A 23922-nucleotide genomic window follows, 5' to 3' on the forward strand; every position below is an offset into this window, starting at 1 on the left:
GCCGCCGGGCCTACTCGCCCAGCCAGTCCCCGGGCACCGCCTCGTACAGCGCCTCCAGCGCCTGCGGGGTGCGTGCCCGGGCCGTCATCCAGGCGTCCTCGACCACCCCGACCAGCACGTCCGGCCCCTGGTACCAGCGGCAGTTCCGGCCGAGTGCGGGCAACTCGCGGAAACCGGCGGGAAGTTCGTCCTCCGACTCGATGACGTCGGTCAGCTCGTGGTCCTCCAGTAGCTTCTCCGTCATCGCCATCACCGCGGCCGCCGTCGAGAAGCGCTCCTCCCAGGGCTCCCACCGCTCCGCCGACTTGTCGGCGAGGTCCGGCCGGATCACCGTCGGCGGGTCCTTGTGGTCGAGGCTGTCGCGGTCGGCGCCCTCCTGCTCGTGGCCGACGCCCTCCTGCTCGGCGCCCTCCCGCTCGTGGCCGACGCCCTCCTGCTCGACGCCCTCCCGCTCGTGGCCGACGCCCTCCTGCTCGACGCCCTCCCGCTCGTGGCCGACGCCCTCCCGCTCGACGCCCTCCCGCTCGAGGTCGGTCAGCAGCACGCCCCAGTGCGCGCAGCCCTGGTTCTCCGCCCGGTAGACCAGCGCCCCATCGAGTACGAACAGTTCGTCCGGCGTCAGCAGCACGTCCTGGTTGCTGGTCAGGTCCGCCCGCCGGCCGAACAGCCGGTACGCCTCGCGCAGCGCCGTCGGCAGCCGCAGGCCCAGCCGCTGTTCGGCGGCGTCGAGTTCGGCGTCCGAGAAGCCGTCGTCCGGCCCGAGTGGCTCGCCCCAGTACGCGGCGAAGCCCCTGACGAGTGCCCAGGAGCCCGCGCGGCAGCGCAAACTTTCGGCCATTGCGGCCCGTATGTCGAATTCCGTTTCGTCCACCCGCGCACCGTACGACACCCCTCCGACAACGCGGTGAACCGCTCAACCGCCGTCCGGGAGCCCGTCCGGGCACGACCGGCCGAATCTGACGCGAACGCGTAATCCGGGTGACACCCGTTGATCACCACGAGGTTCCCGCCGCGTCGTGTGGGCAAGACACGGTTTCGGCCGGAACCGACATCACGAAAGGCGGACGCGCACCGCATGCCGACCGCACCGCACACCGCGCCCCGGGTGGGCCGCCGAAGCCGCTGGGGAGAACACGGGCTCGCCTGGGCCTTCCTGCTGCCCTCCCTGGTGGTCTTCGTCCTCTTCATCGGCTACCCGCTGGGACGGACGATCTACCTGAGCGGGCACGCCAACGACCTCTTCGGCGCGCCCTCCCGCTTCGTCGGGACGAAGCACTACACCGACCTGCTGACCTCGGCGGACTTCCGCCGCACCCTCGTCACCACGGGGCTGTTCACCGTGCTCACCGTGGTGCCCGGGGTGCTCGGCGCGCTGGCGCTGGTGCTGCTCCTGGAGAACCGGATCCGGGGCGTGCGACTGCTGCGCTCCGCCTTCGCGCTGCCCTTCGCCTTCTCGGTGGCCAGCGCGTCGGTGGTCTTCGCGGTGTTCTTCAACCCGGCCAGCGGGGTGCTCAACGGCCTGCTCTCGCACGTCGGCCTCGGCCCGATCGGCTGGCTGACCGACTCCCGGTACGCGCTGGTGTCGGTGGCCGTCACCACGGTCTGGATGAACCTCGGCTACAACGTGCTGGTGCTGTCCGCCGGCATCGGCTCGATCCCGGGCGAGATCGTGGAGGCGGCCCGCATCGACGGCGCGTCGGGCCTGCGGCTGGCCCGCTCGATCACCATCCCGATGCTCGGCCCGAACCTGTTCTTCCTGACCGTGGTCTCCACCGTCCACGCGCTGCAGAGCTTCGGCCAGATCCACATCCTCACCAAGGGCGGGCCGGACGGCTCCACCCGGACCCTCGTCTACTCCGTCTACGAGAAGGCCTTCGCCTACGGCTCCAGCGACTTCGGCACCGCGAGCGCCCAGGCCGTGGTGCTGCTCGTGGTCGTCCTCGCCTGCACGGCCGTCCAGTTCGGCGTCCTGGAGCGGAAGGTGCACTACGCATGACCACCATCGCCACCGGAGCCGAGGCGCCCGAGGCGTCGAAGGCGCCCCGCCCGCGCACCCGCCCCCTCGCCGGGCGCTCCCCGCGCGACCTGCTCGGCCGCGCCGCGGTCTACCTACTGCTTGCCGTCGCCGTCGTCACCGTGGCCTTCCCGGTGTACTACGCGATCGCCGGCGCCTTCATGGGCCCGTCCGAACTCTCCTCGTACCCGCCCGCGCTGGTACCGCACTCGGTCACCGGACGGAACTTCTCCGGCGCCGTGGACGCGATCCCGCTGGCCCGCCAGTACGCCAACTCGGCGATCGTGGCCACCGCCATCACCCTCGCCCAGCTGTTCACCTCGATCCTGGCCGCGTACGCCTTCGTCTTCCTGCCGCTGAAGGCCCGGGCCGCGGTGTTCGGGGTGTTCCTGGCGACGCTGATGGTCCCGTGGGAGGCCATCATCATCCCCAACTACCTGACGCTGTCCGGCTGGGGTCTCGGCAACACCTACTTCGGCCTGGTGCTACCCTTCCTGGCCTCCGGCTTCGGCACCTTCATGCTGCGCCAGGCCTTCCGCCAGCTGCCCGGCGAACTGCGCGACGCCGCCCGGATCGACGGCGCCGGCCACTGGCGGTTCCTGTGGCGGATCGTCGTCCCGCTCAACAAGCCCGCGCTCGCGGCGCTGTCGATCTACGTCTTCCTCTCCGCCTGGAACCAGTACTTCTGGCCGCTGATCATCACCCGCACGGCGAACATGCAGACCCTGCAGATCGGCCTCACCTCGCTGCGCGACTCCGAGATGGCCGACCCCGGGCTGATCCTGGCCGGCGTCGTGCTCTCCCTGCTGCCCACCCTCGCCCTGGTGGTCTTCGGCCAGCGCTTCATCGTCCGCGGCCTCACCGCGGGCGCGGTGCGCTGACCCTCCGTCCCGCCCACGTCCGTCCCGCCCACGTCCGTCCCGCCCGCGTCCGTCCTGCCCGCGTCCGTCCTGTCGACGTGCGCCCCCTCCTACCAGAGAGAGAACCCTCGTGAAGAAGAGTGCACGCGCGCTCGCGGCCCTGCTGGTGGCCGGCCTGTCCCTGACCGCCTGCAGTTCCTCCGGTGGCTCCGGCTCCGGCGGCTCCAACGACGCCGCCGCGCCCGGCGCCCAGGCCCTCGACCAGGCCTCCGGCGTCACCAGCGTCGAGTTCTGGCACTCGATGACCGGCAAGAACGCCGAGGTGCTCACCGGGCTGGTCGACCAGTTCAACGCCGCGCACCAGGGCAAGATCGAGGTCAAGGCGCAGTTCCAGGGCAAGTACGACGAGCTGGTCACCAAGTACAAGGCCTCGGTGCAGCAGAAGGGCACGCCCGCCCTGGTGCAGGTCTACGACATCGGCACCCGGTTCATGATCGACTCCAAGCAGACCGTCCCCGCCCAGGCCTTCGCCGACAAGGACGGCTACGCGCTGGACGACCTGGACGCCAACATCCGCAACTACTACTCGGTCGGCGGCAAGCTCCAGTCGATGCCGTTCAACTCCTCGATGCCGCTGCTCTACCTGAACACCGACGCCTTCAAGGAGGCCGGCCTCGACCCGGCCCAGCCGCCCAAGGACCTCAACGAGCTGGGCGAGCTGGCGAAGAAGCTGACCAAGAAGGACGCCGACGGCAAGACCGTCCGCTACGGTTTCGGCGCCGCCATCTACGGCTGGTTCGTCGAGCAGCTGCTGGCCGAGTCCGGCTCCATGTACTGCGACAACGACAACGGCCGCAGCAACAAGGCCGGCAAGGTCGTGTTCGACTCCGCGCAGGGCGCCCGGATCGTCCAGTGGTGGGCCGACCTGGTCAAGGGCGGCTACGCGGCCAACACCGGCCGCACCACCGACGACGCCCAGGCCGCCTTCAAGGCCGGCACCGTCGCGATGCACCTGGAGTCCACCGGCGTGCTGCGCGGCTACACCGAGGCGGCGAAGTTCGGCGTCGGCACCGCGGCCTTCCCGAAGGTCACCGCCGCCGACCAGGGCGGCCCGGCGATCGGCGGCGCCTCGCTGTGGATCAGCGGCCCCGGCCACTCGGACGCCGAGAAGCGCGCCGCCTGGGAGTTCGAGAAGTTCGTGACGGCCCCCGAGCAGCAGGCCGTCTGGCACACCGGCACCGGCTACTTCCCGGTCAACACGAAGTCCCTGGACGACCCCAAGGACAAGGAGTGGGTGGCCAAGTACCCGCAGTTCCAGACCGCGATCGACCAGCTGAAGACCACCAAGCCCACCCCGGCCACCGCCGGCTGCCTGCTCGGCGTGATGCCGCAGGCCCGCAAGGGCGTGGAGACCGCGATCGAGCAGGCCATCTCGGGCAGCAAGTCGGCCCAGCAGGCGCTGGCCGACGCGGCCAAGGAGCTGCAGCCGGCGATCGAGAGCTACAACAGCTCGGTCGGCTGAACCAGCACCAAGGCCACGGCCAGGACGACGGCCCGCCCCGCGCACCACGCGCCGGGCGGGCCGTCGTCCGTCATGCCGAGAGCGCCTCGCCGTGCTCGCCGTCCGCCGGCACCGCGCAGGCGGAGGCGAGCTCGTCGAGCGACAGGTCGAGCGCGAAGGCCAGCGCCGCGATGGTGAAGAACGACGGGGTCGGCGCCCGCCCCGTCTCGATCTTGCGCAGCGTTTCCGCCGAGACACCGGCCACCGCCGCCACCTCGACCATGCTGCGCTCACCACGCGCTTCGCGCAGCAGCGCCCCGAAGCGCTCCCCACGCGCGTGCTCCCACGGGGTCAGCGGAGTCCTCACCATGCCCCAGAGTCTAGGGCCTGTGGCTCGGACTCCGGCCCGTGGCCGGACGACGGGGGCTCGAAGACGGACCCTAGGGCTTCGGCGCGGTGGAGTCGGCGGGCCAGTTGGGGAGGTCGGCCGGGCCGCCCGGCCGGTCGCGGTTCAGGGCCAGGCAGAGGATGACGACGGTGGTGTTGCGCTCCTCGGAGTAGGAGCCGAAGACGTCATCCGCCTCGGAGTCGCACGCGGCCTGGGCGCCACCGTCGTGGACGACCTTGGTGACCTTGTAGTCGGCGGTGGGCTTGGTGCAGGTCACGAGCTCCATCTTCGGCTTGGAACCGTGGCCGATGTCGTGCACGCAGTCCCCGGCCTGGGCGGCTTCCGGCTCGGACTTGCTGGCGAAGTTGGCGACGATCAGGCCGCCCGTGATCAGCGCGACCAGGAGGAGCGGGCCTCCCACGCGGCGGGTGATCCGGCGGAGCCGCGAGGGCTCGGCGGGGGCGGGGAGCTCGGCCGGGGCGGGGAGTTCGGCGCCCTCGGGCTGCTGGGGGAGCGGCTCGGCAGGCTGGGGGGTCTCGTCGACGGGGGCGGTCGGCGGGGTCGTCACGTGGGTTCCTCATGGTCAGATCATCGGATTGCGCGGCCGAACACTAGCGGATCGCGAGCCACCCGATCGCCACATATTCCCTGGCAGGCCGTCTGCGGCCGCCGCCCCGCCCCGCCGCCGGCTTCCTCGCGGCACGTGCCGGGTGGATGCTCGTCCACCATCGACCGTGATACAAATACCGGTATAAGAATTGGATCCAGGGGAGTGGTTCACCATGGTCGAAATCAAGTCGGACGCCGCCCTCGAGGCGATGCGCGAGGCCGGGCGGGTGGTGGCGGACGCGCTGGCCGCCGTGCGGGAGACGGCGGCAGTCGGCGTCAGCCTGCTGGAGCTGGACGAGGTCGCACGGGGCGTACTGAACGCGGCCGGGGCGAGTTCGCCGTTCCTCGGCTACCGTCCGTCCTTCGCGCCCGTCCCGTTCCCCGCCGTCATCTGCGCCTCCGTCAACGACGCCGTCGTGCACGGCATCCCGAACGGCTACCGGCTGTGCGACGGCGACCTGGTGAGCATCGACTGCGGTGCGGTGCTGGACGGTTGGGCCGGCGACTCCGCCGTCAGCTTCACCGTCGGCACCGCCCGCCCCGAGGACACCGCGCTGATCGACGCCACCCGGCGCGCCCTGGACGCCGGCATCGCCGCCGCCGTGGTCGGCAACCGGACCGGCGACATCTCCCACGCCATCGGCCGCGTCATCCGAGGCGGACGGTTCGGCACGCCGGAGGGCTTCGGCGGGCACGGCATCGGCCGCCGCATGCACGAGGACCCGCATGTGTCCAACGTCGGCCGCCCGGGCCGGGGTTACCCGTTGCGGCCGGGCCTGGTGCTGGCCATCGAGCCGATGCTGATCGCCGGCGGCCGGGACGACTACGACACCGACCCGGACGGCTGGACCCTGCGCACCACCGACGGCACGCGCGCCGCCCACATCGAGCACACCGTCGCCATCACCGAGGACGGCCCGCGCATCCTCACCCTGCGCTGAGTCCTCACGACCCCTCGCCGCGTCGAACACGCAGCTAGGCTCGACGCCATGACCAAAGGCGTGATGTTCGACTTCTCCGGCACCCTCTTCCGGGTCGTCTCCACCGCCGAGTGGCTGGCGGCCTTCACCGCCGCCACCGGCCTCGACCTGCCCGCCCGTGAGCAGGCCGAACTGGTGGACCGGCTGGAGGAGTTCGGGGCGCTACCCGGGGGTGTGCCGCCGCGCCGGATCCCGCCGGAGGTCCAGGAGGCATGGGACACCCGCGACTTGACCCCCGAGCTGCACCGCGCCGCGTACACCGCGCTGACCCGCGCGGCCGAACCGCCCGCCGGCCTCGACGCGGACGCCCTGTACGAGACCCACATGGCGCCCGCGAGCTGGCGCCCCTACCCGGACGCCGCCCCCGTGCTGCGCGAGCTGCGCCGCCGGGGCGTCCCGGTCGCCGTGGTGAGCAACATCGGCTGGGACCTGCGCCCGGTCTTCCGCGCCCACGGGCTGGACGAGCTGGTCGACACGTACGTCCTGTCCTACGAGATCGGCGCCCAGAAGCCCGACCCGATGATCTTCGAGACCGCCTGCGCCCGGCTCGGCCTGGCCCCGGCCGACGTGCTGATGGTCGGTGACGACCGGACGTGCGACGGCGGCGCGACCGCCCTCGGCTGCGGCTTCCACCCGGTCGAGCACCTGCCCGTCGACCAACGGCCGGACGCCCTGGCACCGCTGGCGGCGACCCTGCCGGACTGACGGGTCCGGATTGACGGGTCCCGATTGACGTGTCCGGGGTGACGGAAGACACGAGGTGGCACCCCTGCTGCCAGGAGTAGCGTGCGGGCATGACCGATCAGGACTTCACCACCCGCATCACCGTCCGCGGGTACGAGACCGACACCCAGGGCCACCTCAACCAGGCCGTCTACCTCCAGTACGCCGAGCACGCCCGCTGGGAGTACCTCCAGGCGGCCGGGATCCGCCAGGCCGACCTGGTCGCCAAGGGCGTCGGCCCGGTCGTCCTGGAGACCACGGTCAAGTACCTGCGGGAGCTGCGCGCGGGCGACTCGGTGGACGTGAGCTGCTCGTTTACCTGGCGGGACGGCAAGACCTTCCAGGTGGTGCAGCGCCTGATCCGCGAGGACGGCGTGCTGGCCGCCGAGATCACCGGCGTCGGCGGCATCCTCGACCTGGCCGGGCGCAGGCTGGTCGCCGACCCGCGCGAACCGCTGCGCGCCCTCGCCGCCGACCCGGCCCTGCTCGGTCTCTGACACACCCTCTGACGCATCCCGCTGCCGGCCCGCCGGAATCCTCTCTGAGGCACCCTCACCATCCGCCGGTCCCCGGCGTCGGAGGCCGCACCCGGTTGCGGCCTCCACCCGGTGGACGGGGGTTTCCCCTACCCCCGACCGGCCCGCTGCCCGGATGGGGCCAAGTGCGGTGCCGCAGCAGACTCTTGGGCATGCCGAAGAACACGATCACCGTCACCGCCGCCGCGACCGCGGCCGCCGCACTCGCCGTCACCGCGCTGACCGCCCTGCCCGCCTCCGCCGACGCCCCGAACGCCGGGAAGGACCGCCTCACCTGGACCACCTGCCAGGGCGACGCGGACCCGCGCCAGCGGTGCGCCACCGTCACCGTCCCGCTGGACTACCGCGACCCGTACGGCGAGCAGATCACCCTCGCGATCTCCCGCATCCCCGCTGCCCGGCCGGGCCAGCGCCACGGTGTCCTGCTGACCATCCCCGGCGGACCGGGCGGCTCCGGCCTGGACGTTCCGAGCAGCGCGGCCAAGCGCCTCCCGCAGTCCGTCCTGGACCGCTTCGACCTGGTCGGTTTCGACCCGCGCGGCGTCGGCCGCTCCACCCCGGTCAGCTGCGACCTGGACCGCTCCGACCTGACGATGGTCAAGCTGCGCTCCTGGCCCGCCGCCGACGGCTCGATCGACGGCAACGTCGGCTACGCGCGCCGCCTCGCCGAGGCCTGCGCCAGCAACGGCGGCCCGGTACTGCGCAGCATCTCCAGCGCGAACGAGGCCCGCGACATCGACGCCATCCGCGGGGCCCTCGGCGAGCGCAAGCTCTCCGCCTGGGGCGTCTCGTACGGCACCTACGCGGGTGCCGTCTACGCCACCATGTTCCCGCAGCGGACCGACCGGATCGTGCTGGACAGCAACGACGACCCGAACCCGACCCGGGTGGAGCGCGGCTGGCTCGCCGCCTTCGGCCAGGGTGCCGAGGACCGCTTCCCGGACTTCGCCAAGTGGGCGGCGTCGCCCGGCAATCCGGACCGGGTCGCGGACACCCCCGAGGAGGTCCGCCCGCTCTTCCTCGACCTCGCCGCCCGCCTGGACCGCGCTCCGCTGCCCTGGCCCGGGGCCGAGCCGGCCGAGCTGAACGGAAACGTGCTGCGCGAGACCATGATGCAGAGCCTGTCCGCGGACGCCGCCTTCCCGCACCTGGCCCGGCTGATGCTGGCCGGTCTCGGTCGCCGCCCGTTGCCCGCCCCGATGACGCCGCCGGAGCAGGTCATGCAGAACACCATCGCCGTCTCGGTCGGCACGCTGTGCAACGACGTCAACTGGCCCACCGACCCGGCCGCGTACGTGAAGGACGTCGCCGCCGAGCGTGCCGCCCGTCCGCTCACCGCGGGCATGCCGGCGAACGTGACGCCCTGCGCCTTCTGGCCGTCCGCGCCCGCCGAGCCGCCGGTGAAGGTGACCGACCGCGGCCCGGCGAACGTCCTGCTGGCCCAGAACCTGCGCGACCCCTACAGCCCGTACACCGGCGCGCTCAAGCTGCGCGCCGCGTTCGGGCAGCGGGCCCGGATGGTGGCGGTGGACTCGGGCGGCCACGAGACGTACGTGGCCCACGGGAACGCCTGCGGCGACGCGGTGGTGACGGACTACCTGGTGACGGGCCGCCGCCCGGCCGAGGACGTCTTCTGCCCGGCGGAGTGAGCGCGGGCGGAGTGGGCGTGCCCGGAGTGAGCGTGGGACCGGTGCGGGCCGGGTACCGGAAAGCCGGGCGCGGGCCGGGGAATTGCTGAGCGGGAGCCGGGCGCGGTCCGAGCCCGCCGGGTGGCACGCGGGGCCAACAGGCCGTGGACGAACGGCCCTTGTCCCTGCGTGCACGTCCGTTCGACTCTCGTGAATGAGTCGAATCTGTCGCGATTTTGTGACAATCCCTCGCCGACACCCCGCCCACGCGGGGTGTTCACGGCCTTAATGTTCGATCTATGTCACCGAAGAGCCGCCGCATATCTTCCCCGGACCCGGGCGACACCTGGGTGCCGCGCCCGAGGCGCCGTGAGACCCCGATCGGGATCCTGCGCCACGCGGCCAAGTTCCTCGGCGCCAGCGTCCTCGGCGGGGTGCTGCTGGCAGGCCTGATCCTCCCGGCGGCCGGCGCGGTCGGGCTCGGGGCGAAGAGCGGCGCCGAGGGCTTCGAGAGCATCCCCGACGACTTCAAGACGCCGCCGCTCACCCAGGCCACCCAGATCTTCGACGCCAACGGCGGTCTGATCGCCAAGGTCTACGAACGCGACCGCACCGTCCTCACCGCCGACCAGATGTCCCCGCTGATCCGCCAGGCCCAGGTGGACATCGAGGACGCCCGGTTCTACGAGCACGGCGCGGTGGACCTCAAGGGCGTCCTGCGGGCCGTCACCAAGAACGCCGAGAGCGGCGCCACCGTCCAGGGCGCCTCCACGCTGACCCAGCAGTACGTGAAGAACGTCAACGTGGAGAAGGCCGGGGACGATCCGGAGGCGGTGCGCGAGGCGCAGCGCAAGACGCTCGGCCGCAAGATCCAGGAACTCCGGTACGCCATCAAGCTGGAGGAGGACCTGAGCAAGGAACAGATCCTCACCAACTACCTGAACATCACCTTCTACGGCCACCAGGCGTACGGCATCCAGGCCGCCGCGCAGCGCTACTTCAGCAAGGACGCCAAGGACCTGAGCCTCCCCGAGGCGGCGATGCTCGCCGGGCTCGTGCAGAACCCCACCCAGTACGACCCGAAGCTGCACCCGGTGGCCGCCCAGAAGCGCCGCGACACCGTCATCGACAAGATGGTGGAGAACAAGCACATCACCGCGGACCAGGCCAAGGAGGCGAAGGCCGCCCCGCTGGGCCTCACCTACAAGGACCCGCAGAACGGTTGCATCACCGCCAAGGCCGGCATGGGCTTCTTCTGCGACTACGTGCGCCACGTCGTCAAGCAGGACCCGGCGTTCGGCAAGAGCGCGGCCGAGCGCACGAAGCTGTGGGACACCGGCGGCCTCAACATCTACACCACCCTGGACCCGGAGAAGCAGGCCGCCGCCCAGAACGCCGTCTCCACCAAGGTGTACGTCACCGACCCGGTCTCGGCCGCGATGACGATGGTCGAGCCCGGCACCGGCAAGATCCTGGCGATGGCGCAGACCCGCCCGTACGGCCTGGCCAAGGAGAAGAACGAGACCGTCGTCAACTACAACGTGGACGCGGCGATGGGCGGTGGCATCGGCTTCCAGCCCGGCTCCAACTTCAAGCCGATCGTGGCCGCCGCCGCCCTGGAGGCCGGACTGTCGTCGACCCAGCGGTACGACGCGCCGAACCGGATGGACTGGCCGACGATGAAGACCTGCGACGGCACCTGGAAGAACCTCAGCAAGGGCAAGAAGGAGGGGACGATCCCCAACGAGAGCGCCTCCGAGCAGGGCCCGTACGAGCTCAAGCAGGCCATGGCGCTCTCGGTCAACACCTACTTCGTGCAGATGGAGCAGGAGATCGGCCTCTGCGCGGTCAAGCAGATGGCCAACAAGCTGGGCGTGGCGGGCAAGGCGGACGGCTCGCCGCTGCAGGAGGTGCCCGCGCTCGGCCTCGGCACCCAGGAGGTCAGCCCGCTGACCATGGCCAACGTGTACGCGACCTTCGCCGCCCGGGGCAGCCACTGCGCGCCGATGGCGATCAACCGGATCACCACGGTCGACGGCAAGGACGTGCCGGTGCCGTCGGCCCAGTGCACCCAGGTGATGTCGGAGGACACCGCCGACGTGGTCAACAGCGTGCTGCTCGGGGTCACCGAGAAGGGCGGCACCGCCCGGGACCTGGGCCTGGACGACGGCCGCCAGATCGCCGGCAAGACCGGTACCACGGACGAGAAGAAGTCGGCCTGGTTCACCGGCTACACGGGCAACCTGGCCGGCTCGGTCTGGCTGGGCAGCCCGGGCACCAAGGTGCCGATGCGCAACATCCGGATCGGCGGCAAGTACCAGGCCGAGGTGTTCGGCGCGACCGGCCCGGGGCCGATCTGGCAGCAGGCGATGAGCGACGCGGTCCGGAACATGCCGGAGCAGCGGTTCACCACCGTCTACATCCCGGACCCGCCCAAGCGCGACACCGGCTGCAGCACCCCCAGCGGCTCGCCGAACCCGGTCACCTGCACCGGCGCCCCGGCCACCGGCAGCCCGGGGGCCAACGGGAACAACGGCAACAACGGGAACAACGGCAACAACGGGAACAACGGCAACAACGGGAACAACGGCAACAACGGGAACAACGGCGGCCAGGCCAAGCCGCGCGGCGCCAACCCGACCGGCCGCTCCGCGCCGTCCACCCCGCCGGACCCCGAGGACCAGTAGCCGAAGCCCGGTCCGCACCGGCCGGCCCCGCCTGAGTACCCGTACTCATGCGGGGCCGCGCCGCGTCGGCGGACGATGGCGCCATGCCGCACAGCATCCTCGGCGTCCCCGCCGTCTTCTGCCCCTCGATCGGCTACCTGGCCGGCTCCCTGGTGATCGGCCTCGCGGCCGCGCACGAACGGCGCGCCGCGACCGGCCCCGGCGCCGCCAAGGCGGTGCGGCAGTGGACGGCGGTGGTCTGGACGATGCCGGGCTTCCTGCTCGCGATGACCGTCAACCCGTTCCCGGACGGCACCGCGGCCCGCTTCCTCTCCGCCACCGCCCTGGGCGCGGCCGGCAACGCCGCGCTGCTGGCGCTCGCCGCCCACGCCCTGGGGCTCGGGTGAGCCGTTCTGGCATGCCTCGGGCCTACCGGGCCTCGACCGGCTCGCCGCTGTCCTCGTCGAGGTTGAACACCCGCCGGTAGGAGTCCGTCACCACGGTGATCTGCTCCCGCCCGGTCCAGCTCGCCTCCACCAGCCGGGCGTCGTCCGGGCCCCCGCCGATGTCGGCCAGTGACCAGCGCCGCGCCGTCCAGCCCTCGCCGGACTCCAGGAACACCTGCCAGTGCTCGCCCGGCGTCGGCCCGGTGGCGTACGAGCGGTGCACCACCACCAGCGCCTGCTCCGCCCCCGCCGGGGCGGCCTCCCGGCTGCGGGTCTCGGCCGCCGACACCTTGTGCGCGGCCAGCACGCCGAGCAGGAACACCACGCCGGCGGTCACCGTGACCGCCCGGGTGGCCGTCCGCAGGGCGGCGCCGCGCAGGTCGCCCAGCCAGGCGGCCGCGATCAGCGTGGCCAGCGCCGCGCCGAGCAGCAGTTCGGGCCGGTTGAGCAGGTCGGCGACCAGCATCCGGCCGCCCGAGCGGCTCTCCCACTGCCCCTCGGTGTACAGCAGTACGGCGGCCAGCCCGCCGGCCGCCAGCACCCGGACCAGGACGCGCCTGGTCCGGGACGTCCGCTTGTCCATCGTCCCCCCGTTCACGGTGTCACAGCTCGGCGAGCAGTGTGCGGCCCTCCGGCCAATCGCCCAGTCCGGAGGCGGAGTTGAGGTGCCCGTACGCGCCCGGCTCGACGTACCGGGCGCCCCAGGCCGCGGCGAAGGCACGGGCCCGCTCGGGGGAGACCCACGGGTCGTCGGTCGAGGAGACCACCACGGTCGGGAACGGGAACGGCTCCAGCGCCACCGGCCGGAAGCCCACCAGCTCCGGCACCTCCGCGGTGTCGACGTCGGCCGGGGCGACCAGCAGCGCGCCCCGGACGGCCGCGGTCCGCTCGGCGGGCGCGGTGGCCACCCAGCGGGCCGCGGTGACGCAGCCCAGGCTGTGGGCGACCAGCACCACCGGGCCCTCGGCGGCTGCCGCCGCCACCGCCGCGTCCACCCGGGCCACCCAGTCCGCCCGCTCCGGCTGTTCCCAGTCCGCCTGCTCGACCCGGCGGAAGGACTCCGGCTCGGCGGCCTCCCAGTGGGTCTGCCAGTGCTCGGGGCCCGAATTCTGGTAGCCGGCGAGGACGAGGTAGGTGGTGCGGTCCGGCATGGGTTCCTCCGGCGAAGGTCGGTCGTGGGCAGCAGGATTCTAGGCCGCGCATCGCCGGGCGCCGCAGCCGGGCGGTCGCCCGGCGCGCAGTCTCCGCAATCGGCGCGCGCACCTCCGGATGCGCCGTCGTACGCCCGGTGCGTCCTGTTGCCAACGACGTGACGGGTGCGGCACGTTGGAGCGGGCCCGGCCGGCCGCCACCGATCGGAGCCCGCACGAGACCTGACGACCGATCACGTGAAGGGATGTCGGCGATGACATCGAAGATCCTGCTCGTCACCGGGGACGCCGCCGAATCGCTGGAGGTGTTCTACCCGTACCAGCGGCTGCGCGAGGAGGGCTACCAGGTCGACATCGCGGCCCCGACCAAGAAGCGCCTGCAGTTCGTGGTGCACGACTTCGTCGAGGGCTACGACACCTACACCGAGAAGCCCGGCTACAGCTGGCCCGCCGACATCGCCCTCGCCGACGTCGACCCGGCCGACTACGTGGCTCTGGTCATCCCGGGCGGCCGCGCCCCCGAATACCTGCGCAACGACCCCGACGTGCAGCGGATCGCCCGGCACTTCTTCACCGGGGACAAGCCCGTCGCGCAGATCTGCCACGGCCCGCTGATCAGTGCCGCCGCCGGGGTCCTGGAGGGCCGCCGCACCTCGGCCTACCCGGCGCTGGCCCCGGACATCAAGGCCGCGGGCGCCGAGTTCGTCGAGGGCGAGGCCGTGGTGGACGGCCTGGTCGTCTCGGCCCGCGCCTGGCCCGACCACCCGGCCTGGCTGCGGGCCTTCATCGAGGTCCTGCGCAAGCACGCCCCGGTCGCCTGAGCGGCCCTACCTGAGCGGCCCTACCTGAGCGGCCCCGCCTGACCGGCCCTACCTGACTCAACCCCGGAGCCGTACCCCGAGCCGTCTCGGGGTACGGCTCCGGGTCCGTTCCGGGTTCGTTCCGGGTCGGACTCCGTCCTGCGGCGCGACGACGGCCGACCGGATGCCTGGCAGGGTGTCAGGAGCCCTGGGCAGAAGCCCGGTTGACCACCTCAACGACCCAGGCCAGGGAGGCCGGCATGACCGCCGCCCCGACAGTCGCCCAGACCGCTCCGACGACGGGCCGCCACCGTCCGGCCCTGCGCACCGCCGTCGTCGCGGCCGTCGGCGCGGGCCTGCTCGCCGCGCTCGCCCCGGCCGCCGTCGCCCGGCCCGCCACCGGTCCGGTCGCCGCCGGGTGCGGCGGCCGGCACACCGCCGCCACCCGCCCCGGCGCCGTGGACACCCCCGGGCGACACGCCGACTGGGCGGCCGCCGACGCCGCCCTCGCCGGGATGACCGACACCGGCTACTCGACCTCCGCCCTCGCCGCCGTCCGCGAGGACGGCCGGCTGGTCTGGCGCAACGCCACCGGCGTCGCCGAACTCGCCACCGGCGAACCCGCCGACCCCCGCGGCGCCTTCCGGATCGGCAGCGCCACCAAGACCTTCGTCGCCACCACGCTGCTGCAACTCGTCGGCGAGCACCGGCTGGACCTCGACGACCGGCTGGAGTGCCTCCTGCTGGGCATCGTCCCGAACAGCACCGCGATCACCGTCCGGCAGCTGCTCAACCACACCAGCGGCGTCGCCGACTACACCCAGGACCCGGCCTTCGACTACCGGCGGCCGGAGTGGCTCGACGGCGGACGCTTCACGCACTACGCCCTCCGGGACCTCGTCGACATCGCCGGCCGGTACCCGCCCGCCTTCCCGCCCGGCGCGGACTGGCAGTACTCCAACACTAACTACGTCCTGATCGGCATGATCATCGAGAAGCTCACCGGCCGCAGCTGGAACGAGGAGGTGACCCGCAGGATCATCCGCCCGCTCGGCCTCACCGGCACCCTGATGCCAGGCGACTCGCCCGTCATCCCCGCTCCCCACGCCCACGGCTACCACAAGGCGGACACCGGCCCGGTCGACGTCACCCTGCTCAACCCGACGATGGCGGGATCGTCCGGCGCCGGCATCTCCACCACCGCCGACCTGACCACCTTCCTCGCGGCCCTGCTCGGCGGCCGCCTGCTGCACCCGGCCGAACTCGCCGCCATGCAGCAGACCACCGCCCACGGCGAGGGCCGGTCCTACGGTCTCGGCCTGCAGAGGCTGGACACCCCCTGTGGCACCTTCTGGGGCCACGCCGGCGGCTTCCCCAGCTACGTCACGATGATGCTCGGCTCTGCGGACGGGAAGCGCCAGTTCGCCGGGAGCACCACCATCTACGACATCCCGGACCAGGACACCGCCAACGCCGCCTGGAACAGGGTGATCACGACCGCCCTGTGCGGCCCCCGGCCCGGCACGGCCGTTCCCGCACCCGGGCTCGCCCGCATGGCACCGTGACCGACCTCCTAGGCTGACCGGCGACACCACGGCCCACCGCCACCAGGAGGACGAGACATGGCAGAGCCGCTGATCGCCGCAGTCGGGGGCAAGGTGCCCGCCGTCGACCCGGGCGCCTTCGTCGCGCCGAACGCCGTCGTGGTCGGGGACGTGACCGTCGCCGCCGGCGCGAGCGTCTGGTACGGCGCGGTGCTGCGCGGCGACGCCGAGTCGATCCGTGTCGGCGCGGGCAGCAACATCCAGGACAACTGCACGCTGCACGCCGACCCCGGCTTCCCGCTGGTGGTCGGCGAGCGGATCTCGGTCGGCCACAACGCGGTGCTGCACGGCTGCACGGTCGAGGACGACGTCCTGGTGGGCATGAACGCCACCGTGCTGAACGGCGCCCGGATCGGGGCCGGTTCGCTGGTCGCGGCCGGCGCGGTCGTGCCGCAGGGCATGGTCGTCCCGCCGGGCTCGCTGGTCGCGGGCGTCCCGGCGAAGGTCCGCCGGGAGCTGAGCGAGGAGGAGCGGACGGGCATCAAGGCCAACGGCGAGGGCTACCGGCTGCTCGCCGGGGCCCACCGGGAGATCGAGGTCCTGTAGAGGTCCGTCAGGCGCCGGTCATCGCGGTAGCAGCACCGGCACCGGCACCAGCGGCAGGGGCGGTGGCGGCGGCGGCCGGTTCCGCGACGACGGGCGCCGGCCGAGGCCGGTCGGCCGCCCAGGCGAGTACCGCGACCAGCGCGCCCGAGGCGGCCAGGCCCGCGCCGACCAGGGTCGGCGAGGTCCAGCCGAGCCCGGCGTCCAGCGCCAGCCCGCCGAGCCAGGCGCCTTGCGCGTTGGCCAGGTTGAAGGCGCCCTGCACGGTCGCCGAGGCGAGCGTCGGCGCGGTGCGCGCCTTCTGCAGCACCAGGGTCTGCACCGCCGGCACGATCGCGAAGCCGAACAGCCCGATCAGCACCACCGTCACGGCCGCCGACCACCGGGCGTGCGCGGTCACCGCGAACAGGGCCAGGGTCGCGGAGAGCAGGACGAAGGCCGCGCAGACGGTCGGCCGCAGGGCCCGGTCGGCGGCGAACCCGCCGAGCACGTTGCCGATCGTCATCCCGACGCCGAACAGCGCCAGCACCAGGGTCACCGAGCCGGTGGCGTACCCGGAGACCTCGGTGAGCAGCGGCGCGATGTAGCTGTAGCACGCGAAGAAGCCGCCGCAGCCGAACACGACGGTGGCCAGCGCCAGCCACAGCTGCCCGCTGCGGAAGGCCCGCAGCTCGTGCCGGAGCCCGGACTGGCCGGGGGAGGGCAGCGCGGGCACCAGCTTGGCGATGGCGAGCGTCCCGGCTGCGGCGATCAGCACGACCACGATCATGGTCGCCCGCCAGCCCAGGTGCTGCCCGAGGAGGGTCGCGGCGGGCACGCCCACGATGTTGGCGACGGTCAGCCCGGAGAACATCACGGCCACCGCTCGGGCCCGCCGGTCGGGCGCCACCAGCTCGGCCGCGGCCACCGCGCCCGCCCCGAAGAAGGCCCCGTGCGGCAGTCCGGTGACCAGCCGTGCGGCGGCCAGGGTCCAGAAGTCCGGTGCGAGCGCGCACAGCAGGTTGCCGGTGGCGAAGAGCCCGGCCAGTGCCACCAGCACCGCCTTGCGCGGCCGTCCGGCGGCCAGCGCGGTGAGCAGTGGTGCGCCGATCACCACCCCCAGTGCGTACGCCGAGATCAGCCAGCCCGCCTGCGGGATGGAGACGTGGAGGCTGTCGGCGACCTGGGGGAGCAGCCCCATGGCGGCGAATTCGGTGGTGCCGATGGCGAACGCGGTGACGGCCAGCGCGAGCAGCGCGAGAGGCAAGGGGGTGACTCCGGGGTGATGCCGAGGACCGGGGGAGCACGCGGCGGATGAATTCGTTCGTCCGGCATCCTAATCCGGTCGGATGACGCCCTCGTGAGGCGTATATGACGAATGGGGGTCGCCAGTAGGGCGTGCGCGCGCGAGACTGGGGGCATGTGCCGCAACATCAAGACGCTGCGACCGCCAGTGACGCCCGACGCCGACGAGGACGACTTCCGCGCCGCCGCACTGCAGTACGTCCGGAAGGTCTCCGGTTTCCGCGCCCCGGCGGCGCACAACCGGGAGGCCTTCGACCGGGCCGTGGACGCGGTCGCGGAGGCCACCGCCCGGCTCCTCGGCGAGCTGGAGGTCCGTGGCTCGCACGCCCCGGCCGCCGAGGTCGTCGGGTAGTTCCGGCGCCCTCGGGCAGGGAGTATCCGCGTACAGGGAGTATCCGCGTACAGGGAGTAGGAGCAGGAACCGGTGATGAACCCCGCCAAGCGTTACGCCCTCACCTTCCCCGGCACCCCCGGTACCCAGGCCCCGCAGGACGTCGTCGTGGTCACCCGCACCAGCGCGACCGGCCCGGGCGGCCATCCGGTGTACGAGGACGAGAGCGGCATCGTGCGGGCCGAGATCAGCGACTCCGGCGAGGTCCGGATGCTCGCCAGCGGCGGCCACCAGTCCCCGCACCTGCCGGTCCACGCGCACCCGCTGCCCTGACCACCCGGTCCGCCTTGACCGCCGCCCTGACAGCCGCCTTGGCCGTCCGCCTCGGCCGGCGGTCCGCCCGGTCCCGCCGGACCGCTGGCGGAGGCGATCGCCGCTCGGGCACAATCACCGCATGACCACAGCGAGTTGGCAGGGCATCGTCATCGCCGAGAGCGAGGACACCGTCCTCGTCGAGGGCAACCACTACTTCCCGGCCGAGTCGGTCCGCACCGAGTACCTGCGGCCCTCCGGGACCACCACGGTGTGCGGCTGGAAGGGCACCGCCGGCTACTACACCCTGGAGGTGGAGGGGCGGACCAACCCCGACGCCGCCTGGTTCTACGCCGACCCGAAGCCCGAGGCCGAGCACGTGCGCGGCCGGGTGGCGTTCTGGCGCGGGGTGGAGGTCACCGAGTCGGCGGCGGTCACCGCGTAGCCCCCGACCCGTGGGGGTAGTGGATCCGCATGGCAGTCTTCCGCAGACCGGGCCGCTCCCGGTCCACCCCCGAGCCGGACCTGGCCGAGCAGCTCGCCGAACTGGTCGAGGAGGCCGAGCAGCCCGTCGGCAAAGGTCCGGAGGCCGCGTACGCGGCGAAGCAGCGCAGCCGCGGCCGGGCCGTGGTGGTGCACGCCTCCCGGCTGCTCGGCAGCGGTGGGCGGGCCGCTCAGGGAGTGGCGCGGGGGGCGGTGTACGGCGGCAAGGCGCTCACCGAGCAGCTGCTGCGGGCCGCCCCCCGGATCCCGGTGCGCGACCTCGCCACCCTGCGGGCGCAGCACCCGGGCGCGGCCTTCCCCGAGCAGTTGGCCGATCTGCTGGTCACCGGCGCCGTCCGGGCCTCCGGCGCGCTCGGCGCGGGGGTCGGCGCGGCGGCGATGATGCCGGTGCCGCCCGCGATGCCGGTGGAGATCGCGGCCGAGACGCTCGCGGTCGCGGCCGTGGAGATCAAGCTGATCGCCGAACTGCACGAGGTCTACGGCGCCCCGGCGCAGGGCAGTGCCGGCCAGCGGGCCGGGGCGTACCTCGGCGCCTGGGCCAACCGCCGCGGGATCGACGCGACGCTGCTGGTCCGGCCGGCCGGCTTCGCCGCGCTGGCGATCGGCGCGGAGGTGCGCCAGCAGGTGCGCCGCCGGCTCACCCGCAGTTCGCTGCGCCACCTGCCCTCGCTGATCCCGCTGCTGGTCGGCGCGGGCATCGGCGCGACGATGAACCGGAGCGACACCCGCCGGCTGGCCGACGAGGTGCGGGCGGACCTGCGCGCCCGCCCGTCGGCGGGCCGCGCCTACTGGGCCGCGGCCGCGCCGGCGGTGCGGGGTACGACGGTGCCGGAGGGCGAGGAGGCCCCGTAGGGCTCCGGCGCCCCGGCACCTCGGGGCTCCGCTACGGGGTCGGCGGCGGCGGGGCACCCGCGCCCCGGCCCGCCTTGACGCCGTTCACCATCGCCTGGTGGATCGCCCGCGCGGTGATCTCGTCGGCCGCCGGCACCGGACTGCCGGACACCGTGTACCAGTCCAGCGCGCCGGTGTACTGGACGGTCAGCCGCGCCTCGCCGTCCACCCAGGTGGTGTGCACGGTGAGGTCGCCGGAGATCGGTCCGACCTCGGTGGTGGTGACCCCGCCGGGGCCGCTGATGATCGATTGGGTGGTCCAGGTCGCCCACGACGCGCGCGGGTCCGCGGGCGGCCGGGCCTGCCGATTGCCTTGGTCGTGTTCGGTCATGCGCCTATCCTCCCCTGCCGGTGGGTCGCCGCCCGGGCAGCGACACCTGCGGTCGTGGCGACCGCCCGGTTCCACCGGGCGGTCGAGTCGGTACGGCGGACGGTCAGTCGAGCCGGCCGGATTCGTCCAGCATGGCGTCGCCTTCCGCCTGCGAGGTGTCCTGCGCGTGCAGGTTCTGCATCGAGGTGATGCCCTCCTCGGGGTCGGCGGCGCGGACGTCCTCGTCGCGGTCGGTGCTCACCTCGGACCGTTCGCTCATGTCGGTCATCGCGGGCTCCGTCTCCTCGGCCGGTCCGGGGGCGCCGGGCCGGAGGCGCGGCTGGGCCGGGTGTCTCTTTCGCCCTTCCAGCCTGCCTCCGCCCCGGCGCAGGGGCCAGCCGGGTGACCGGCGATCCGTGATTCCGCGCCCGGATCCCGACATTTCCGGCCCGGCCCGACGTTTCCGATCCCGGACCCGACGTTTCCGGCCTCCGGGCCCCGACCGGGCGGCGTCACCGTGAGGTCACCAGGTCACGGGCAGTGACCGCATGCCGTAGATGAACGAGTCGGTACGGAAGGCCAGCTCGTCGCGGGGGATGGCCAGCCGCAGCCCGGGCAGCCGCCGGAACAGGGTGGCCAGGGCGATCTGCAGCTCGGCGCGGGCCAGCGGCTGGCCGAGGCACTGGTGCACGCCGAAGCCGAAGGCCAGGTGCCGTCGGGCGTCCCGGTCCAGGTCCAGCTCGTCGGCGGGCGTGCCGTCGGCGCCGCCGAACACCGTCTCGTCCCGGTTGGCAGTGGAGAGCATCGCGATCACGCCGTCCCCGGCCTTGATCGTCGCACCGCCGAGCTCCACGTCCTCCAGGGCCACCCGGGGCAACCGGTGTGCACGATGGTGAGGTGGCGCAGCAGTTCCTCCACCGCGCCGGGCACCGCCGCCGGGTCGGCCAGCCTGGCGACGTGGTCGGGCCGGTCCAGGAGCAGGGCGGTGGAGAGCGAGATCATGTTCGCGGTGGTCTCGTGCCCGGCGATCAGCAGCAGGATGCCGGTGCCGGCGACGTCGCGCGGGGTCAGGTCGTCCCGGACGGCGAGCCGGCTGAGGATGTCGTCCTCCGGCTGCTCCCGCTTGCGGGCCGCCAGCCCGCTCAGGTAGTCCAGCAGCTCGTCCCGGGCCTCGGAGAGCTTTTCCAGCGTGCTGGTGTTGCTGAGCAGTGTCCGGCTGACGCTCTGGAAGAACTCGCGGTCCTCGTACGGGACTCCGAGCAGCAGGCAGATCACCAGCGAGGGGACCGGCAGGGCGAAGCCGGTGACCAGGTCGGCCTCGGTGCGCCCCTGGGTCATCCGGTCCAGCGCCTCGTCGACGATCTGCTGGACGGCGGGGCGCATCGCCTCGACCCGCTTGACCAGGAAGTCCCCGGTGACCATCCGGCGCAGCCGGGCGTGCTCGGGGTCGTCCAGCCGCAGGAAGTTCGGGTTCTCGGCGATGATCTCCCGGCGGCCGGGCAGCAGCAGCGGGAAGTTCGGGTGACGCACGTCCGCGCTGAACCGGCGGTCGGACAGGATGGTGCGGACTTCCGCGTAGCCGGTGGCCAGCCAGCAGGACTCGCCCTCGGGCAGGTCGGCGCGGGTGACGGCGGCGGTGGCGGCGGCCTCGGTGTACGCGGGCGGCGGGCCGAACGGGCAGCCGGCGGAGTGCGGTGCCGGCATCGGGACGGCGGTGGTGGGTGGTGTGCTCGTCAAGGTGGGGTCTCCTTGCGTCGCGGTGTTCTCCGGTGGGGGATGGTGATGACTGGCGTTGCGTCAGGAGCCGTTGTTGCCAAGGAAGTTGTCAGCCGTCGAGCTCGGCGGGCTCGTCCTCGGTGACGGTGATCGCCCCGCCCGGGCAGAGCTGGGCGGCCAGTCGCAGATCGGCGAACTGATCGGGCCGGAAGGTGGTCTGACGGAGTCTCACCAGGCTGTCCTGGTCGTCCTGGTCGAACACCGCGGGCACGGTCGTGACGCACATCCCGGAGCTGCAGCAGCGGTCCCGGTCGACGTTCACCTGCATGGTCGGGCACCTTTCGCCAGTACGCCGCCGGCTGCCGACGGCCGCCTCTCGTTGTCATTGCCAACCTAACCGCCGCTGCTCCGTCCACGGAGGGTGCGGTGCGGGATCGTCGAGAATGGCCGATTCGGCTTCCGCCGGAGGGCCGGCGCGGTGCGGCAGGTTTGAATGGACGCGACCCCGACAGGCGGCGGGTCCCGCCGCCCCGACGGCGAGCTCAGGACGACAGGCCCTCGGCTGCGGCGATCTCCCGCACGGTCGCGACGGTGTCGGCCTCGGCGGCGCCCTTGTCCGGCCGGTAGCGCACCACCCGGGCGAACCGCAGGGCGAGGCCGGCCGGGTAGCGGGGGCTGCGCTGCAGGCCGTCGAAGGCGATCTCGACCACCAGCTCCGGACGGACCCGCACCGTCCAGGCGTCCCGCTCGGTCTCCCGGGCGAGCAGTTCCTCGGTCTGCCAGGCGAGCGTCTCGTCGGTGAGGCCCTTGAAGGTCTTGCCGAGCATCACCCACGGGCCGAGCCCCGGCTCGCCCGCCGCCCGGGCGCCCAGGTGCAGGTTGCTGAGGAACCCGCGCCGCCGCCCGCTGCCCCACTCGGCGGCCAGCACGACCAGATCGAGGGTGTGTCGAGGCTTCACCTTGATCCAGCCGATTCCGCGCCGCCCGGCCGCGTACGGGGCCGCCGGATCCTTGACCAGCACGCCCTCGTGGCCGAGGGCCAACGTGTCCCGGAAGAAGGCCAGCGCCCGGTCGCGGTCCCCGGTCTCGGTACGCGCCACCCGCAGGTCCGGCGGCGCCGCTCCGGCCAGCGCCGCCCAGCGCTCCCGGCCCGGCCGGTCCACCAGGTCCTCACCGTCCCGGTGCAGCAGGTCGAAGAAGTAGACGCTGAGCGGGACCTCGGCGCGCAGCCGCTCCGGATCCCGCCGAGCTGCGGTACGCGCGGCGGTCTCCTGGAACGGACGCGGCCGCCCGTCCGGACCGAGCGCGATCGCCTCGCCGTCCAGCACCGCCGAGCGCAGCGGCAGCGCGAGCGCGGCCTCCGCCACCTCGGGGACGCGCGCGGTGATGTCGTCCAGGCTCCGGGTGAACACCGCGACCTCGTCGCCGTCCCGGTGCACCTGCACCCGGATCCCGTCCAGCTTCCACTCCAGCGCGGCCGCACCGGTGCGCTCCAGCGCCGATGCCACGTCCGGCGCGGAGGCGGCCAGCATCGGCCGCACCGCCCGTCCCACCTCCAGCCGGAACGCCGCCAGCGCGGCTTCCCCGCCGGTCAGCGCCGCCTCCGCCACCGCGCGGGCCGAACCCCGGAACATCAGCGCCCGCCGCACCGCCGCCGCCGGGACCCCCGCCGCCTGCGCCACGGCGTCCCCGACCACCGCGTCCAGCGCCCCCTGCCGCAGGTCCCCGACCAGCACCGCCCGCAGGAACCCCTGCTCCACCTCGGTCGCCCGCGCGAACAGCCCGTGCAACAACCGCCGCCGCTCCGCCTGCGCCCCGGCCCCGTGCACCCCGGCGATCCGCTCCAGCTCCCGCTCCACCTCCCGCACCCCGAGCGAGGCCTCCCCGGCCGGCTCCGGCAGCCCCCGGAGAGCCGCCGGCCCGACCCCCGTGCGCAGCCGCTGCGACTCCCCGGACAGCAAGGCCACCGCCGCCGGCGCCTCCACCGGCCCCAACTCCCGCAGGCACCCGGCCAACAGCCCCGTCTTCGCCCGCCGCCCCGGCTCCGCCGCCACCGCCCGCGACACCGACGCCAACCGCCGCAACCCCGCCACCACACCACCTCCTCCACCCCAGCATCCGCGCC

General features: G+C 73.2%; 28 protein-coding genes. 16 read left to right on the plus strand and 12 right to left on the minus strand.

Annotated features, from left to right (window positions below; genetic code table 11):
- Positions 1 to 10: 10 nt before the first annotated feature.
- A complete protein-coding gene (locus ACZ52J_RS15780; protein ID WP_465619120.1) occupies positions 11 to 838 on the minus strand; it encodes a hypothetical protein in 828 nt (275 codons plus the stop codon).
- Between the two features lie 237 nt (positions 839 to 1075).
- On the opposite strand from ACZ52J_RS15780, the gene ACZ52J_RS15785 reads away from it, so the two are divergent.
- The 3 genes from ACZ52J_RS15785 (at position 1076) to ACZ52J_RS15795 (ending at position 4396) form a co-directional block, all read left to right on the plus strand.
- Positions 1076 to 1996 (plus strand): carbohydrate ABC transporter permease, encoded by a 921-nt coding sequence (locus tag ACZ52J_RS15785; RefSeq protein WP_465619122.1) that lies wholly within the window; start codon positions 1076 to 1078, stop codon positions 1994 to 1996.
- Entirely contained in the window at positions 1993 to 2895 is a 903-nt protein-coding gene (locus ACZ52J_RS15790; RefSeq protein WP_465619124.1) for a carbohydrate ABC transporter permease, read from the plus strand. The genes ACZ52J_RS15785 and ACZ52J_RS15790 overlap by 4 nt, the downstream gene beginning before the upstream one ends.
- Before the next feature lie 109 nt (positions 2896 to 3004).
- Positions 3005 to 4396 (plus strand): ABC transporter substrate-binding protein, encoded by a 1392-nt coding sequence (locus ACZ52J_RS15795; protein ID WP_465619126.1) that lies wholly within the window; start codon positions 3005 to 3007, stop codon positions 4394 to 4396.
- 70 nt (positions 4397 to 4466) lie between these two features.
- On the opposite strand, the gene ACZ52J_RS15800 is transcribed toward ACZ52J_RS15795, so the two are convergent.
- Complete coding sequence (locus ACZ52J_RS15800) at positions 4467 to 4745, minus strand: helix-turn-helix domain-containing protein (protein ID WP_360491467.1); 279 nt, start codon at positions 4743 to 4745, stop codon at positions 4467 to 4469.
- Between the two features lie 70 nt (positions 4746 to 4815).
- A complete protein-coding gene (locus ACZ52J_RS15805) occupies positions 4816 to 5331 on the minus strand; it encodes an LppU/SCO3897 family protein (protein ID WP_465619129.1) in 516 nt (171 codons plus the stop codon).
- A gap of 214 nt (positions 5332 to 5545) precedes the next feature.
- On the opposite strand from ACZ52J_RS15805, the gene map reads away from it, so the two are divergent.
- The 6 genes from map (at position 5546) to ACZ52J_RS15835 (ending at position 12312) form a co-directional block, all read left to right on the plus strand.
- Entirely contained in the window at positions 5546 to 6313 is a 768-nt protein-coding gene (gene map / locus ACZ52J_RS15810; RefSeq protein WP_465619131.1) for a type I methionyl aminopeptidase, read from the plus strand.
- Between the two features lie 48 nt (positions 6314 to 6361).
- A complete protein-coding gene (locus ACZ52J_RS15815) occupies positions 6362 to 7057 on the plus strand; it encodes an HAD-IA family hydrolase (protein WP_465619133.1) in 696 nt (231 codons plus the stop codon).
- Between the two features lie 89 nt (positions 7058 to 7146).
- Positions 7147 to 7572 carry an acyl-CoA thioesterase gene (locus ACZ52J_RS15820; protein ID WP_360491455.1) on the plus strand — a complete coding sequence of 142 codons (426 nt, stop codon included), beginning with the start codon at positions 7147 to 7149 and terminating at the stop codon, positions 7570 to 7572.
- A 191-nt stretch (positions 7573 to 7763) separates the two neighbouring features.
- Complete coding sequence (locus ACZ52J_RS15825) at positions 7764 to 9260, plus strand: alpha/beta hydrolase (protein WP_465619136.1); 1497 nt, start codon at positions 7764 to 7766, stop codon at positions 9258 to 9260.
- Between the two features lie 278 nt (positions 9261 to 9538).
- The gene (locus ACZ52J_RS15830; RefSeq protein ID WP_465619138.1) at positions 9539 to 11926 is read left to right on the plus strand and encodes a transglycosylase domain-containing protein; all 2388 of its coding nucleotides are present in this window, start codon (positions 9539 to 9541) and stop codon (positions 11924 to 11926) included.
- Between the two features lie 83 nt (positions 11927 to 12009).
- Complete coding sequence (locus ACZ52J_RS15835) at positions 12010 to 12312, plus strand: hypothetical protein (protein WP_465619140.1); 303 nt, start codon at positions 12010 to 12012, stop codon at positions 12310 to 12312.
- 22 nt (positions 12313 to 12334) lie between these two features.
- On the opposite strand, the gene ACZ52J_RS15840 is transcribed toward ACZ52J_RS15835, so the two are convergent.
- Together ACZ52J_RS15840 and ACZ52J_RS15845 are read right to left on the minus strand one after the other, a co-directional pair.
- Complete coding sequence (locus tag ACZ52J_RS15840; protein ID WP_465619142.1) at positions 12335 to 12934, minus strand: hypothetical protein; 600 nt, start codon at positions 12932 to 12934, stop codon at positions 12335 to 12337.
- A 19-nt stretch (positions 12935 to 12953) separates the two neighbouring features.
- The gene (locus ACZ52J_RS15845; protein WP_465619144.1) at positions 12954 to 13502 is read right to left on the minus strand and encodes an RBBP9/YdeN family alpha/beta hydrolase; all 549 of its coding nucleotides are present in this window, start codon (positions 13500 to 13502) and stop codon (positions 12954 to 12956) included.
- A 254-nt stretch (positions 13503 to 13756) separates the two neighbouring features.
- On the opposite strand from ACZ52J_RS15845, the gene ACZ52J_RS15850 reads away from it, so the two are divergent.
- The 3 genes from ACZ52J_RS15850 to ACZ52J_RS15860 all read left to right on the plus strand — a co-directional run bounded on the left by ACZ52J_RS15850 (position 13757) and on the right by ACZ52J_RS15860 (position 16452).
- Entirely contained in the window at positions 13757 to 14323 is a 567-nt protein-coding gene (locus ACZ52J_RS15850) for a DJ-1/PfpI family protein (protein ID WP_465619146.1), read from the plus strand.
- Between the two features lie 239 nt (positions 14324 to 14562).
- The gene (locus ACZ52J_RS15855; protein WP_465619148.1) at positions 14563 to 15867 is read left to right on the plus strand and encodes a serine hydrolase domain-containing protein; all 1305 of its coding nucleotides are present in this window, start codon (positions 14563 to 14565) and stop codon (positions 15865 to 15867) included.
- 57 nt (positions 15868 to 15924) lie between these two features.
- Positions 15925 to 16452 carry a gamma carbonic anhydrase family protein gene (locus tag ACZ52J_RS15860; RefSeq protein WP_360491431.1) on the plus strand — a complete coding sequence of 176 codons (528 nt, stop codon included), beginning with the start codon at positions 15925 to 15927 and terminating at the stop codon, positions 16450 to 16452.
- Between the two features lie 7 nt (positions 16453 to 16459).
- On the opposite strand, the gene ACZ52J_RS15865 is transcribed toward ACZ52J_RS15860, so the two are convergent.
- Positions 16460 to 17695 (minus strand): MFS transporter, encoded by a 1236-nt coding sequence (locus ACZ52J_RS15865; protein WP_465619151.1) that lies wholly within the window; start codon positions 17693 to 17695, stop codon positions 16460 to 16462.
- 153 nt (positions 17696 to 17848) lie between these two features.
- On the opposite strand from ACZ52J_RS15865, the gene ACZ52J_RS15870 reads away from it, so the two are divergent.
- The 4 genes from ACZ52J_RS15870 (at position 17849) to ACZ52J_RS15885 (ending at position 19732) form a co-directional block, all read left to right on the plus strand.
- Positions 17849 to 18085, plus strand: coding sequence for a DUF2277 domain-containing protein (locus ACZ52J_RS15870; RefSeq protein ID WP_465619153.1), 237 nt, complete (start codon positions 17849 to 17851; stop codon positions 18083 to 18085).
- A gap of 75 nt (positions 18086 to 18160) precedes the next feature.
- Positions 18161 to 18397 (plus strand): DUF6296 family protein, encoded by a 237-nt coding sequence (locus ACZ52J_RS15875; RefSeq protein WP_360491422.1) that lies wholly within the window; start codon positions 18161 to 18163, stop codon positions 18395 to 18397.
- A 121-nt stretch (positions 18398 to 18518) separates the two neighbouring features.
- Positions 18519 to 18821: a DUF427 domain-containing protein gene (locus ACZ52J_RS15880; protein WP_360491419.1), complete on the plus strand. Its 303-nt coding sequence runs from the start codon at positions 18519 to 18521 to the stop codon at positions 18819 to 18821.
- Between the two features lie 29 nt (positions 18822 to 18850).
- Positions 18851 to 19732 (plus strand): hypothetical protein, encoded by an 882-nt coding sequence (locus ACZ52J_RS15885; protein WP_465619156.1) that lies wholly within the window; start codon positions 18851 to 18853, stop codon positions 19730 to 19732.
- 31 nt (positions 19733 to 19763) lie between these two features.
- Here ACZ52J_RS15885 and ACZ52J_RS15890 read toward each other — a convergent pair whose 3' ends face one another.
- From ACZ52J_RS15890 to ACZ52J_RS15915, 6 genes are all read right to left on the minus strand, one after another.
- Positions 19764 to 20102, minus strand: coding sequence for a hypothetical protein (locus ACZ52J_RS15890; protein ID WP_465619158.1), 339 nt, complete (start codon positions 20100 to 20102; stop codon positions 19764 to 19766).
- A 103-nt stretch (positions 20103 to 20205) separates the two neighbouring features.
- The gene (locus ACZ52J_RS15895) at positions 20206 to 20370 is read right to left on the minus strand and encodes a hypothetical protein (RefSeq protein ID WP_360491410.1); all 165 of its coding nucleotides are present in this window, start codon (positions 20368 to 20370) and stop codon (positions 20206 to 20208) included.
- A gap of 234 nt (positions 20371 to 20604) precedes the next feature.
- Entirely contained in the window at positions 20605 to 20934 is a 330-nt protein-coding gene (locus ACZ52J_RS15900; RefSeq protein WP_465619160.1) for a cytochrome P450, read from the minus strand.
- Positions 20892 to 21818, minus strand: coding sequence for a cytochrome P450 (locus tag ACZ52J_RS15905; RefSeq protein WP_465619162.1), 927 nt, complete (start codon positions 21816 to 21818; stop codon positions 20892 to 20894). Before ACZ52J_RS15905 ends, ACZ52J_RS15900 begins: the two co-directional genes overlap by 43 nt.
- 88 nt (positions 21819 to 21906) lie before the next feature.
- Complete coding sequence (locus tag ACZ52J_RS15910) at positions 21907 to 22125, minus strand: ferredoxin (protein ID WP_465619164.1); 219 nt, start codon at positions 22123 to 22125, stop codon at positions 21907 to 21909.
- Between the two features lie 214 nt (positions 22126 to 22339).
- Positions 22340 to 23890 carry an ATP-dependent DNA ligase gene (locus tag ACZ52J_RS15915; protein ID WP_465619166.1) on the minus strand — a complete coding sequence of 517 codons (1551 nt, stop codon included), beginning with the start codon at positions 23888 to 23890 and terminating at the stop codon, positions 22340 to 22342.
- Positions 23891 to 23922 lie beyond the last annotated feature (32 nt).

The sequence above is a fragment of the Kitasatospora sp. NPDC034035 genome (genome assembly GCF_055575755.1).